The organism is Kitasatospora sp. NEAU-69, assembly GCF_057158765.1.
On sequence record NZ_JBWXUE010000009.1, the window covers coordinates 1 to 12,448 of the forward strand.

The 12,448-nt window shown below is 72.3% G+C and carries 12 protein-coding genes and 1 rRNA gene; 11 read left to right on the forward strand and 2 right to left on the reverse strand.

All coding sequences use genetic code 11. The annotated features are described in order from the left end of the window. Window positions 1–134 precede the first annotated feature (134 nt). The 8 genes from rrf (at window position 135) to AC060L_RS12420 (ending at window position 8,010) form a co-directional block, all read left to right on the forward strand. Window positions 135–251: ribosomal RNA gene (rrf, locus tag AC060L_RS12385) — 5S ribosomal RNA — on the forward strand. 151 nt (window positions 252–402) lie between these two features. Beyond that, window positions 403–1,140: a SigE family RNA polymerase sigma factor gene (locus AC060L_RS12390; RefSeq protein WP_483798728.1), complete on the forward strand. Its 738-nt coding sequence runs from the start codon at window positions 403–405 to the stop codon at window positions 1,138–1,140. Continuing rightward, window positions 1,133–2,155, forward strand: coding sequence for a hypothetical protein (locus AC060L_RS12395; RefSeq protein WP_483798729.1), 1,023 nt, complete (start codon window positions 1,133–1,135; stop codon window positions 2,153–2,155). The genes AC060L_RS12390 and AC060L_RS12395 overlap by 8 nt, the downstream gene beginning before the upstream one ends. A 267-nt stretch (window positions 2,156–2,422) precedes the next feature. Continuing rightward, window positions 2,423–3,088, forward strand: a complete 666-nt coding sequence (locus AC060L_RS12400) for an ABC transporter ATP-binding protein (protein WP_483798730.1) — start codon at window positions 2,423–2,425, stop codon at window positions 3,086–3,088. A gap of 196 nt (window positions 3,089–3,284) precedes the next feature. Beyond that, on the forward strand, window positions 3,285–5,969 hold the full coding sequence (locus tag AC060L_RS12405; protein WP_483798731.1) for a DUF4118 domain-containing protein: 2,685 nt from the start codon (window positions 3,285–3,287) through the stop codon (window positions 5,967–5,969). Next, complete coding sequence (locus AC060L_RS12410) at window positions 5,966–6,646, forward strand: response regulator (protein ID WP_483798732.1); 681 nt, start codon at window positions 5,966–5,968, stop codon at window positions 6,644–6,646. Before AC060L_RS12405 ends, AC060L_RS12410 begins: the two co-directional genes overlap by 4 nt. An 84-nt stretch (window positions 6,647–6,730) precedes the next feature. Continuing rightward, complete coding sequence (locus AC060L_RS12415) at window positions 6,731–7,147, forward strand: OB-fold nucleic acid binding domain-containing protein (protein WP_483798733.1); 417 nt, start codon at window positions 6,731–6,733, stop codon at window positions 7,145–7,147. Next, the gene (locus tag AC060L_RS12420) at window positions 7,144–8,010 is read left to right on the forward strand and encodes a DUF3159 domain-containing protein (RefSeq protein ID WP_483798734.1); all 867 of its coding nucleotides are present in this window, start codon (window positions 7,144–7,146) and stop codon (window positions 8,008–8,010) included. The genes AC060L_RS12415 and AC060L_RS12420 overlap by 4 nt, the downstream gene beginning before the upstream one ends. A gap of 69 nt (window positions 8,011–8,079) precedes the next feature. Here AC060L_RS12420 and AC060L_RS12425 read toward each other — a convergent pair whose 3' ends face one another. Continuing rightward, window positions 8,080–8,751, reverse strand: coding sequence for a potassium channel family protein (locus AC060L_RS12425; protein ID WP_483798735.1), 672 nt, complete (start codon window positions 8,749–8,751; stop codon window positions 8,080–8,082). Further along, complete coding sequence (locus tag AC060L_RS12430; RefSeq protein WP_483798736.1) at window positions 8,751–9,416, reverse strand: potassium channel family protein; 666 nt, start codon at window positions 9,414–9,416, stop codon at window positions 8,751–8,753. The genes AC060L_RS12425 and AC060L_RS12430 overlap by 1 nt, the downstream gene beginning before the upstream one ends. A 947-nt stretch (window positions 9,417–10,363) precedes the next feature. On the opposite strand from AC060L_RS12430, the gene AC060L_RS12435 reads away from it, so the two are divergent. The 3 genes from AC060L_RS12435 (at window position 10,364) to AC060L_RS12445 (ending at window position 12,405) form a co-directional block, all read left to right on the forward strand. Then, on the forward strand, window positions 10,364–11,668 hold the full coding sequence (locus AC060L_RS12435) for a class I SAM-dependent RNA methyltransferase (protein WP_483798924.1): 1,305 nt from the start codon (window positions 10,364–10,366) through the stop codon (window positions 11,666–11,668). Between the two features lie 213 nt (window positions 11,669–11,881). Then, window positions 11,882–12,274 (forward strand): ArsR/SmtB family transcription factor, encoded by a 393-nt coding sequence (locus AC060L_RS12440; RefSeq protein WP_483798737.1) that lies wholly within the window; start codon window positions 11,882–11,884, stop codon window positions 12,272–12,274. Next, the gene (locus tag AC060L_RS12445; protein WP_483798738.1) at window positions 12,271–12,405 is read left to right on the forward strand and encodes a DUF6126 family protein; all 135 of its coding nucleotides are present in this window, start codon (window positions 12,271–12,273) and stop codon (window positions 12,403–12,405) included. The genes AC060L_RS12440 and AC060L_RS12445 overlap by 4 nt, the downstream gene beginning before the upstream one ends. Window positions 12,406–12,448 lie beyond the last annotated feature (43 nt).

The window sequence follows — 12,448 nt, forward strand, 5'->3', positions numbered from 1 at the left end:
TGTAAGGGGTGGAGCTGACCGGTACTAATAGGCCGAGGGCTTGTCCTCAGTTGCTCGCGTCCACTGTGTTGTTCTGAAACAACGACCCCACACCATCAGTACAGGGTGTGGTGCGGTTGACAGTTTCATAGTGTTTCGGTGGTCATAGCGTGAGGGAAACGCCCGGTTACATTCCGAACCCGGAAGCTAAGCCTTACAGCGCCGATGGTACTGCAGGGGGGACCCTGTGGGAGAGTAGGACGCCGCCGAACAATCATTCCGAAGAAGCCCCGATCCATAACGGATCGGGGCTTCTTTGCGTTTCGAACCCGTTTCGCTCGTGGACGGACTCTTGCGGGCGGTGCCGGGCCTCCGGAACACTTGGCGGACTGTGTGCCGGAGTTGCCTGGGGGAGGTGGGGGCATGGCGAGAAGTCCCCGGCCCGGCCTGCTGGGCAATGTCCAGCCGCCGGACGAGGGCGCGGGGGAGACCGACGGCTTCCAGGCGTTCTACGAGGCCTCGCACCGTCAACTCGTCGCGCACCTGTATGCGCTGACGGGTGATCTGGGGGAGGCGCAGGACGCGGCGCAGGAGGCGTTCGTCCGGGCCTGGAACCACTGGCCGCGAGTCAGTGGGTACGACAATCCGGTTGCCTGGGTACGGCTGACGGGGCAGCGGATCGCGATCAGCCGGTGGCGCCGCGCCCGCACCGCGTTGCGGAGTTGGACCAGGCACGGACCCGCGAACCCGATGCCCGGCCCAGGGCCCGAGTCGGTCGCGCTCGTCACTGCGCTGCGCCGACTGCCCGAGGCGCAGCGCCGAGCCGTCGTGCTGCACCACATGGGCGGGCTCACCGTCGCCGAGATCGCCGCCGAGGAGGGCGTGGCCCTGGGCACGATCAAGGCCAGGCTGCACCGTGGACGGACCGCGCTGGCCGGCCTCCTTGGCGACCCCGAACCGGAGGATAATGTGCCCGGCTCGGCTGACAACGGGTCGGACCTGACGCTGCTTCAACAGAGCGGCCAGGCACGACAGTCACCTGAGACGCAGCCCCAGCCGCAGCCCCAGTCCCAGTCCCAACCCCAGGCGCAGCAGTCGTCACCGCCCGCGCCGACCGATCCGAAGTCGAAACCGAAGACGAAGGCGAACAGCCGTGTCTGACCACGACCGTGATGACGCCGCGCCGCGCCGCGCCGTCCCCAGCGGCACGGCAGGCCTCGGTGGCGCAGCTACCGCTACCGCATCCATCGGCCTTGCCCGTGTCGGGACTCCCCCCGAGCCGAAGCGTCAGTCGATCGCGCCCGCCGAGCTCGATGCGCAGTTCGAAGGCCTGCGGCTGGACGTGACCTCCGGCCTGTTCGCGCCGCCGGTCGCCACGGTGGTCCGGCGCGCGATCCGTAAGCGCCGTCGTCGTCGGGCGCTGGTGTCGGCCGGTGCCGCAGCGCTGGTGGTGTCGCTCGGCGTGCTGCTGCCGCCGCTCGGCCGGACCACCACGGGCACCTCGATGTCCGGCCTCCCGGGCCCGACCTCCGCCACCATGTTCGGCTGGCCCGAGAACCTCGCGCCTTCGTTGCCGGCCGAGCCGTCCCTGCGCCCCTGGAACGAGGGCGGCATGCCGCTGGGCCTGAGCGAGTTGCCGGTACTCGCCGGCACGTACGGGCCGTGGCAGCTGTCGGCGCAGCCCCCCGGAGGCCTGTCGGCCGGTGCCGCGCTGCCGGCCGACGAGCAGCCGGCCTGCCTGGCCGGGTCGCTGAGCGCACTGGGCGCCGAGGAAACGGCCGGTCAGGACTACACCGGGGACCCAACGACCACGCCGCCCGCACCCGCCGCGACCGCGTATCAGTACGTGCTCAGCTTCCCGGACGACACCGCGGCCGCGCGGGCCGGCCGGATCCTGGACGGGGTCTACGGCTGCAAGGGCGGTCACGGCGCGCTCACGAAGGCCGCGGGGGACGGCGACGTGACGGTGCTGCGGGAGGAGTACCAGGACGCCTCGGCGCGACCGGTGATCTCGCTGGAGGAGTTCGCGGTCGCGGTGCGCGGCGTGCGGGTCGGCGTGCTCGGGGTGCGCAGGCTCTCCCACCCGGGCGATCCGGGCTACGGCCAGGCGGTGAGCGTCGACAACAACTTCGGGGCCGCTGCCGGCGTGCTCGCCGACCGCCTCACCACCGGTTGACGGTCGAACCCACCGGTTGACGGTCGAAGCGGCGCAGGCGGCTTCGGCAACGGCCCGGGTCGCCGCACGGGTGGCCGATGCAACCTCCCCGCCCCGGCGCGCGTCACTGGTGCGAAGCCGCAGCCCAGCCGCGGTCGCACAGCCGCACAGCCGCAGCGCCGGGCACCCGCCGGGCCGCGCAGCCGCAGATCGAAGGGGAACGCCCAGATGACCCAGCCGACGAACCGATCGGAAGCGACTCCGCCCCGCACGTCCACCCTCGCCCCCATGATCGAGGTCCAGGACGTCTGGCGCAGCTTCGGCAGCGGCCCCACCGCCGTGCACGCGCTGCGCGGTGTGTCGTTCAGCGCCCGCCGCGGCGAGCTCACCGCGCTCCGCGGCCGTTCGGGCTCGGGCAAGACCACGCTGCTCAACCTGGTCGGCGGCCTGGACGCGCCGACCTCCGGCCGGATCACGCTGGACGGTGCCGACCTCGCCGGTCTGGACGAGGCCGGGCGGCTCGCGCTGCGCCGGGACCGGATCGGCTTCGTCTTCCAGTCCTTCGGCCTGATCCCGATCCTCACCGCCGCCGAGAACGTCGGCGTCCCGATGCGGCTGCGCAAGGTCCCGGCCGCCCGGCGCGAGCAGCGGGTGGCCGATCTGCTGGCCCTGGTCGGCCTGGCGGATCACGCCGAGCAGCGCCCCACCGAGCTGTCCGGCGGTCAGCAGCAGCGGGTGGCGATCGCCCGCGCGCTGGCCAACGAGCCCGCCGTGATCATCGCCGACGAGCCGACCGGCCAGCTCGACTCGGAGACCGGCCGCGCGGTCATGCAGCTGCTGCGCGCCGTCGTCCGCAGCGAGGGTGTCACCGCGCTGGTGGCCACCCACGACCCGCAGCTGATGGAGCTGGCCGACCGCGTGGTCGAGCTGCGGGACGGGCACATCGTGGACTGAGCAGGCCGTACGGTCCCGGCGGATCGAGCCGTCCGCACACCGGGCCCGACGGCCCGCTACGACCCGTCAAGATGCCGCTAAATCTGCCTCCTGACCAGCCCCATCGAAGGCGAATTGCCCGTCACCCCGTAGTCTCGACAGCGCGAACAGGTGTCCGGGGTGGTCCTCGGGCGTGGCTCGATCAAGAATGGGACGCATGGCGCGCGGAAGGCTGCGGATCTACCTCGGGGCTGCCCCCGGGGTGGGGAAGACGTACGCCATGCTCTGCGAGGCGCACCGGCGGGTCTCGCGCGGGACGGACGTGGTGATCGGCTTCGTCGAGCACCACAACCGGTCCAACACCGCGGAACTGCTGCACGGCCTGGAGGCCGTACCGCGCCGGAGCATGGAACACCGCGGCGCCGAGTTCACCGAGCTGGACCTGGACGCACTGCTGGCCCGCCGCCCCCAGGTCGCACTGGTGGACGAGCTGGCGCACACCAACGTGCCCGGCTGCCGCAACGCCAAGCGCTGGCAGGACGTCGAGGAGCTGCTGGCGGCCGGGATCGACGTGATCTCCACGGTCAACATCCAGCACCTGGAGTCGCTCGGCGACGTGGTCGAGGGCATCACCGGCGTGCGCCAGCGCGAGACCGTGCCGGACGAGGTGGTGCGCCGGGCGGACCAGATAGAGCTGGTCGACATGTCGCCGCAGGCGCTGCGCCGCCGGCTGGCGCACGGCAACGTGTACACCCCGGAGAAGATCGACGCGGCGCTCTCCAACTACTTCCGTCCCGGAAACCTGACCGCGCTGCGCGAACTCGCGCTGCTCTGGACGGCCGACCGGGTCGACGAGTACCTCCTGAGCTACCGGGCCGAGCAGGGCATCGACAGCACCTGGCAGGCCCGCGAGCGGATCGTGGTCGGCCTGACCGGCGGTCCCGAGGGCAGCACACTGATCCGCCGAGCGGCCCGGATCGCGGCCAAGGGCTCGGGCAGCGAGCTGCTCGCGGTGCACATCTCACGCTCCGACGGGCTGGCCACCGGCGGCTCGCCGCAGGCGCTGATCGAGCAGCGCGCGCTGGTCGAGAGCCTGGGCGGCAGCTTCCACACGGTGCTCGGTGACGACCCGGCGCAGGCGCTGCTGGACTTCGCGCGCGGCGTCAACGCGACCCAGGTCGTGCTCGGCTCCAGCCGTCGCAAGGCCTGGCAGTACATCTACGGCCCGGGGGTCGGCGCGACGGTGGCCCGTGACTCGGGCGACATCGACGTGCACATCGTCACCCACGAGCACGCCGCGCACGGCCGACGCAAGCTGCCGATCCGCAAGGTCACCGACCTGGGCCGGCCGCGGGCGATCGCCGGCTGGCTGATCGGGGTGGCCGGGCCGCCGCTGCTCGCGCTGCTGCTCACCCATCTGCGGCACGGGCCGGGCCTGCCGACCGACATGCTGCTCTTCTTCTCGGTGACGGTCTGCGCGGCGCTGGTCGGCGGGCTCTTCCCGGCCATCGCCTCGGCGCTGGTCGGCTCGACCGCGCTGAACTACTACTTCACCCCGCCGATCCACACGCTGACCATCAACGATCCGCAGAACATCCTGGCGGTGGCGATATTCACGGCCGTCGGGGTCGCGGTCGCCACCGTGGTGGACGTCGGCGCCCGCCGCACCCACGAGGCGGCCCGCAGCCAGGCCGAGGCGCAGGCGCTCAGCGTGCTGGCCGGCACCGTGCTGCGCGGCTCGCCGACCGGCACCGGCGAGGGGATGCTGACCGCGCTGCTGGACCAGGTCAGGGAGGTCTTCCAGCAGGACGCCGCCGCGTTGCTGGAGCGGGCCGACGAGCACAGCCCGTGGCAGCTGGCCGCCGAGAGCGGGCCCGGGGCGCCGACCCGCCCGGAGGCGGCGGACGTGGACGTGCCGGTCGGCGAGGACGTCGCGCTGGTGCTGCGCGGCCGGGTGCTGCCCGCCGAGGACCGCCGGCTGCTGAGCGCGTTCGCCGCCCAGGCGGCGGTGCTGCTGGAGCGCCGCCGGCTGGCCCGGGAGGCGGCCGCCGCCCGTCGGCAGGCCGAGGGCAACCGGATCCGCACCGCGCTGCTGGCCGCCGTCTCGCACGATCTGCGCACCCCGCTGGCCGGGATCAAGGCCGCGGTCTCCTCGCTGCGCGCGGAGGACGTCGAGTGGGACGAGGCGGACGAGCGCGAGCTGCTCGCCGGGATAGAGGCCGGCGCCGACCGGTTGGACCATCTGATCAACAACCTGCTCGACATGAGCCGGCTGCAGACCGGCACGGTCACCCCGCTGATCCAGGAGGTCGATCTGGACGAGGTGGTGCCGGTGGCGCTCGGCGGCGTGCCGCCCGAGTCGGTGCGCCTGGAGGTGCCGGAGTACCTGCCGATGGTCCCGGCGGATGCCGGGCTGCTGGAGCGGGCGCTGGCCAACCTGATCGAGAACGCCGTCAAGTACAGCCCGGACGGTGAGAAGGTGCTGGTCAAGGCCGACTCGCTGGAGCCGGCCGTCGGCGCCGGGCGGGTCGAGCTGAGGGTGGTCGACCGGGGGCCCGGGGTGCCCGAGGAGGCGAAGGAGAAGATCTTCGCGCCGTTCCAGCGCTACGGCGACGCGCCCCGCGGCGCCGGAGTCGGGCTCGGTCTCGCGGTGGCCCGCGGCTTCGTCGAGGCGATGGGCGGCACCCTGGCGGCCGAGGACACCCCCGGTGGCGGCCTGACCATGGTGGTCTCGCTGCCCGCCGTCGACCGGCCACCCGATCCTGACCCCGAGCACGGCCCCGACCCATACGGCCCCGGGCTCGGCCCCGAGCCGGAGCCCGATGCCGAAGCCGGCGCCGACGCGCTCGACACGTCGCTGCTGACCACCTCTCACGCCCCCCGAAAGGCGGAGCACGCATGACCCGGGTCCTCGTCGTGGACGACGAACCTCAGATCGTCCGCGCCCTGGTGATCAACCTCAAGGCCCGCAAGTACGAGGTGGACGCCGCGCACGACGGCGCCAGCGCGCTGGAGCTGGCCGCCGCCAGACACCCCGACGTGGTGGTGCTCGACCTCGGCCTGCCGGACATGGACGGGGTCGAGGTGATCAAGGGCCTGCGCGGCTGGACCCGGGTCCCGATCATCGTGCTCTCGGCCCGGCACGCCTCCGACGAGAAGGTCGAGGCGCTGGACGCCGGAGCCGACGACTACGTCACCAAGCCGTTCGGCATGGACGAGCTGCTCGCCCGGATGCGTGCGGCGGTCCGCCGGGCCGAGCCGGTGGCCGGCGAGGACGACTCGACCGTCGTCACCGAGGCGTTCACGGTGGACCTGGCGGCCAAGAAGGTCAACCGGGACGGCACCGACGTCCGGCTTACCCCGACCGAGTGGCACCTGCTGGAGGTGCTGGTCCGCAACGCCGGGCGGCTGGTCAGCCAGACCCAGCTGCTCCAAGAGGTCTGGGGCCCGGCCTACCGCACCGAGACCAACTACCTGCGGGTCTACCTGGCCCAGCTGCGCCGCAAGCTGGAGGCGGATCCTTCGCACCCGCGCCATTTCATCACCGAACCGGGCATGGGATACCGCTTCGAGCTGTGACGGAATGTGTTCGAGCGGGCCAGGGTCCGGTGAATCCCGTTCCTGACCCGTCGTCAGGGGGGTCGCAACCGGTACCCTTCCGGCATGAGTGGTAACAGCAGCGACCAGCCCCAGGGCCGCCTGCGCCGCATGTTCAGCCGGCTCACGTCGAGCCCGGAGGAACTGCAGGCGGAGGAACTCCGCCAGGATTGCGTCGGGTCCGGCTGCACCCCGATCGCCGAGGCCGGCGACCGCGAGGTGGTCACCGTCGCGGGCACCCTGCGCACGGTGACGCTCCGGCCCCGCGCGGGTGTGCCGGCGCTGGAGGCCGAGCTCTTCGACGGCACGGACGCGCTGGACGTGGTCTGGCTCGGCCGCCGTTCGATCGCCGGCATAGAACCCGGCCGCCGGCTGCAGGCGAGCGGCCGGATCGGCAACGCACGCGGCCGCCGCGTGCTCTTCAACCCTCGTTACGAGCTGCGACCGGTCGGACCGGTGGGACAGGGGAGCGACCACCAGTGAGCAATGAGCCCGGCGGCGATCCGGCCGCCCCGCCCGTTCTGACTACATCCGCCCCCGTCGGCCCCGCGGTCGACGCTGCGCTGAACGCGTCACTGGAATCAGCGGTCCACGCCTCGGTCTACGGCTCGGGCCACGACTCGGGCTACGGCCCGCTCCCGGGGCAGCCGCAGAGCGCAGGCCCGCAGGAGGCCGAACCGGAGACCGCCGAGCAGGCCGCCGCCCGTGAGGCGGCCGCCGCGAAGGAGGCCGCCGACTCGATCATGCAGGCCTTCGGCGGGGTCCGCGGCATGATCGACATGACCCTGCCGGGTCTGGTCTTCATCGTCACGTTCAACATCACCCACCAGGTGGCCACCGCGGCCTGGGCGGCGCTCGGGCTGAGCGCGGTCTTCGTGGTGCTGCGACTGCTGCGCCGGGAGACCATCCAGCACGCCTTCAGCGGCGTCTTCGGGGTGGCGATCGGCGCCTGGATCTCGATGAAGACCGGCAAGGCGGAGAACTTCTACCTGCCGGGGCTGCTGTGGAACGTCGGCTACGCGCTCGGCCTGGCCGTCTCGGCGCTGGTCCGCTGGCCGCTGATCGGCCTCACGCTCGGCCCGGTGACCGGCGAGATGTTCACCTGGCGCACCAAGAACCCGGGCCGGCTGGCCGCGTACACGAAGGCCACCTGGGCCTGGGCACTGATCATGGGCATCAAGCCGCTGATCCTGTTCCCGCTCTACTTCACCGGCAACGTCAACCTGCTCGGCTGGCTGAAGGTGGCGCTCGGCATCCCGCCGATGCTGCTGGCGATGTACGTCACCTGGCGGATCCTGCTGACCGCGCCGCCGCCGATCAAGGCGGAGCAGCCCGAGGAGTCCTGAGCTGACGCGGAGGGGCCCGCAACCCCACTGGGGTTGCGGGCCCTTCCGCGTTTACCGCACTTGCTGGGCTTACTGCGCGCCGGCGTCCGCCGAGAGCAGCGCCTCCAGCTCCTCCTCGCGCTCCTGCGCGGCGACGAAGAGCAGCTCGTCCCCCGCCTCCAGGGTGTCGTCCGGGCCCGGGACCAGCACCCGGCCGCCGCGGATGATCGCCACCAGCGCGGAGTCCACCGGCCACTGCACGTCGCTCACCCGGGTGCCGACCAGCTCGGCGTCGCTCGCCAGGGTGAGCTCGACCAGGTTGGCGTTGCCCTGGCTGAAGCGCATCAGCCGGACCAGGTCGCCGACGCTCACCGCCTCCTCGACCAGCGCTGACATCAGGCGCGGCGTGGAGACCGCGACGTCCACGCCCCAGGACTCGTTGAAGAGCCACTCGTTCTTCGGGTTGTTGACCCGGGCGACCACCCGCGGCACGCCGTACTCGGTCTTCGCCAGCAGTGAGACGACCAGGTTGACCTTGTCGTCACCGGTCGCCGCGATCACCACGTGGCAGCGCTGCAGCGCCGCCTCGTCCAGCGAGGTGATCTCGCAGGCGTCGGCCAGCAGCCACTCCGCCATCGGCACCCGCTCCACCGAGATGGAGGCGGGGTTCTTGTCCACGAGCAGCACGTCGTGGCCGTTCTCCAGCAGCTCGCCGGCGATCGACCGGCCCACCGCACCCGCACCCGCAATCGCTACGCGCATCAGTGACCCTCCTCCGGGCCCTTGGCGAACGCGGCCTCGACCGCTGCCAGATCCGTCCGGCGCACCATCACCTGCACCAGGTCGCCCTCCTGCACCACCGTCTGCGGGGTGGGCAGCAGGCCCTCGCCCAGCCGGGTGAGGAACGCCACCCGGGCACCGGAGGCCTCCTCCAGCACGGAGACGCGGTGTCCGACCCAGGCGGACGAGAACGGGACCTCGGCCAGCTGGACGGTTCCGCTCGGGTCCTGCCAGAGCGGCTCGGCACCGGCCGGCAGCAGTCGGCGCAGCATCTGGTCGGCCGTCCACCGGACGGTGGCCACGGTCGGGATGCCGAGGCGCTGATAGACCTCCGCGCGGCGGGGGTCGTAGATCCGGGCGACGACGTGCTCGACGCCGAAGTTCTCCCGGGCCACCCGGGCCGCGATGATGTTCGAGTTGTCGCCGCTGCTGACGGCGGCGAACGCGCCGGCCTCCTCGATGCCGGCCTCGCGCAGGGTGTCCTGGTCGAAGCCGACGCCGGTCACCCGGCGGCCGTTGAAGCCGGAGCCGAGCCGGCGGAAGGCGGTCGGGTCCTGGTCCACGACGGCCACCGAGTGGCTCTGCTTCTCGAGCGCTCTGGCCAGCGCGGACCCTACGCGCCCACATCCCATGATGACGATATGCACGGTGCTACCTCACCCGTCCTGTAGGGGTCTTGACCTGGGCAAACACCGTTTTTGTCCTTCCGGCCCCGCTGTCTCGCGGGGCTTGTCAGCGCCGCGTCCGTGGTCGGCGGCGGCTCGGCAACCGGAGTGTTGCCCGCAAGCTCGTCAATCAACACGCTATCCGGTCATCGGATCAGGCTCTCGACGAGACATCCTCCTGGCGGTTGACGGCCACCGAGTCGGTGGTGCCCGGAGGATGACGAGCGGGCGGGGTCCCGGACACCGCGCAGGGTGCTCGGACCACCAGCTCGCGGTGCTGCGGGTCGCCTCCCCGCGGTGCTGCGGGGCACCTCCCCGCGGTGGTTCCGGGCCGCTTCCCGTGATGGTCCGGTCCGCGCTGCCGTGGTCCGCAGTCGGCTCGGGCGCGGCGATTCGGGGCCGCGCACGGTACCGTCGGGTTCCGTCGGATTCGCCGCAGATGCCAGCAAGGACGCCCTTTCGTGAGTCGCAACACCCCGCCCCGCTCCTCCGGCAAGTCTGGTCAGCCCCGAAAGGGTGCCCAGGCCGGGAAGGCCGGCAAGGTCGGACAGGTCGCCCGGCCGCGCTGGTCGAACAAGCAGGCCCGCCCGGCCGCCACCGACCGGGAAGGCCTTACGGCCCAGACCGCGCCGCTGGCCCCGGGGGAGCAGGCCGCCCCGGCCGCTTCCTGGCAGGACGCTCAGCGGCCGAACCGGAGCACCAAGATCGCCAAGCCCGCCCAGGGAACCCAGTCGGGTCAGTCGGCGCAGGCGGGCAAGTCCGCTCAGTCCGGCAAGTCCGCCCAGCCTGGCAAGGGCCCGCAGGGTGCCCAGTCCGGCAGGGGCCCGCAGGCCGGCAAGGGTGCCAAGGGTGATGGCGCCCCGCGCGCGGCCCGGCCGCCGCGGGCGCCCAAGGCCCCGCCGGCCCCCAAGGGCCCGGGCGGCGAGCCGCTGGTCGGCGAGCGCTACGAGGTCGAGGTCGGCGCGGTCGCGCACGGTGGTGGCCACTGCGTGGCCCGCCACGAGGGCCGGGTCCTCTTCGTCCGGCACGCGCTGCCCGGCGAGCGGGTGATCGCCGAGGTCACCGAGGGCACCACCAAGTCCCGCTTCCTGCGCGCCGACGCCGTGGAGATCCTGGAAGCCGCCAAGGACCGGATCGAGCCGCCGTGCCGGTTCGCCGGCCCCGGCAAGTGCGGCGGCTGCGACTGGCAGCACGTCAGCCCCGGCGGCCAGCGCAAGCTCAAGGTGGCCGTGCTGACCGAGCAGCTGGCCAAGCTGGCCGGCCTCACCCCGGCCGAGGCCTGCTGGGACGGCAGCGTCGAGCCCGTCGGCGGCAAGCTGCCGGCCGGCGAGGTGCCGGCCTGGCGCACCCGGGTGCAGTACGCCGTGGACCCGGAGAGCGGCGAGGTCGGCCTGCGCAAGCACCGCTCGCACGACGTCCAGCCGATCGACCGCTGCCTGATCGCGGCCGAGGGCGTGTCCGAGCTGGGCATCGAGGCGCGGGACTGGACCGGTCTCGCCTCGGTCGAGGCGATCGCGGCCAGCGGCTCCTCGGACCGCCAGCTGATCCTTCGCCCGCTGCCGGGTGAGCAGCTGCCGCTGGTCGAGCTGGACAAGCCGGTCTCGATCTCCCGGATCGACGAGCAGGACCTGTTCCACCGCGTGCACGGGCGCAACTTCGTCCGTGAGCGCGCGGCCGGGCGCACCTGGCGGGTCAGCAACGGCGGCTTCTGGCAGATCCACCCTGAGGCTCCCGACATGCTCGTGAACGCCGTGCTGGACGGCCTGGACCCGCAGTGGGGCGAGAACGCGCTGGACCTCTACTGCGGTGTCGGCCTCTTCGCCGGCGCGCTGGCCGACCGGGTCGGCGAGGACGGCGCGGTGCTCGGCATCGAGTCGGGCAAGCAGGCCGTCGCCGACGCCCGGCACAACCTGGCCGAGCTGGAGAACGTCCGGATCGAGTGCGACAAGGTGGAGACGCTGCTGCCGCGCACGGGCATCGAGTCGACCGACCTGATCGTCCTCGACCCGCCGCGGGCCGGCGCCGGCCGGGAGACCGTGCGCCACCTGGCCGGGCTGAGCGCGCGCCGGATCGCGTACGTGGCGTGTGACCCGGCGGCGCTCGCCCGCGACCTCGCGTTCTTCGCCGAGGGCGGCTACCGGCCGGTCTCGCTGCGGGCCTTCGACCTCTTCCCGATGACCCACCACTTCGAGTGCGTGGCGATCCTGGAGCCGTTCGAGCCGCAGGACGTCTGAGCTCTGAACTCTGAGCTCTGACGTGCGTGACGCCTGAGACCTGACGCCTCACGTCTGACGTCTGGCGCCTGAAACCTGCACCAGTGCGGTCGGCTCACCAGGAGCCGGCCGCACTGCGGCAGCCACGACTTGAAGAATTCTTCATCTTCATAGCAGGATGCTTCGGCGATCCCCGCCGCCTCGTCTGCCGCCCACCCATGGAAGCCCCTGCGCATGCCGGTCCCGCTCTACCAGGCCAAGGCCGAGTTCTTCCGCACGCTCGGCCACCCCGCCCGGATCCGCGTCCTCGAACTCCTCCAGGACGGCCCGCGCCCGGTTCGCGAGCTGCTGGCCGAGATGGAGATCGAGCCGTCCAGCCTGTCCCAGCAGCTCGCCGTGCTGCGCCGCAGCAACCTGGTCACCGCGACCCGCGAGGGCAACACCGTGGTCTACGCGCTCAGCACCCCGGACGTCGCCGACCTGCTGCGCGCCGCCCGTCGGATCCTCACCGAGATGATCACCGGCCAGGAGGACCTGCTCGCGCAGCTGCGCGCGTCGGACCCGCCCGCCCGCGAGCTGCTCGGCCGCCGAGCCGCCTCCCTCCGCGACAAGGAGTTCCACCCGTGAGCGACGCCGTCCGCGACGAGAAGAGCAAGCGCAAGCAGGCGCTGGTCCGGGCCTCCATCTACATCGCCGGAACCCACTTCTTCGCCTTCTTCGTCATGCTGCTCTTCTTCCTCGGCAAGCATCACCACTGAGGCCACTGAGGCCGCTGAAGCCACTGAGGCCACTGCGCTGCTG

Coding starts and splice junctions, on each gene's coding strand:
- AC060L_RS12390 (WP_483798728.1), top strand. CDS start 403: ATGGCGAGAAGTCCCCGGCCCGGCCTGCTGGGCAATGTCCAGCCGCCG.
- AC060L_RS12400 (WP_483798730.1), top strand. CDS start 2,423: ATGATCGAGGTCCAGGACGTCTGGCGCAGCTTCGGCAGCGGCCCCACC.
- AC060L_RS12405 (WP_483798731.1), top strand. CDS start 3,285: ATGGCGCGCGGAAGGCTGCGGATCTACCTCGGGGCTGCCCCCGGGGTG.
- AC060L_RS12410 (WP_483798732.1), top strand. CDS start 5,966: ATGACCCGGGTCCTCGTCGTGGACGACGAACCTCAGATCGTCCGCGCC.
- AC060L_RS12415 (WP_483798733.1), top strand. CDS start 6,731: ATGAGTGGTAACAGCAGCGACCAGCCCCAGGGCCGCCTGCGCCGCATG.
- AC060L_RS12425 (WP_483798735.1), bottom strand. CDS start 8,751: ATGCGCGTAGCGATTGCGGGTGCGGGTGCGGTGGGCCGGTCGATCGCC.
- AC060L_RS12440 (WP_483798737.1), top strand. CDS start 11,882: ATGCCGGTCCCGCTCTACCAGGCCAAGGCCGAGTTCTTCCGCACGCTC.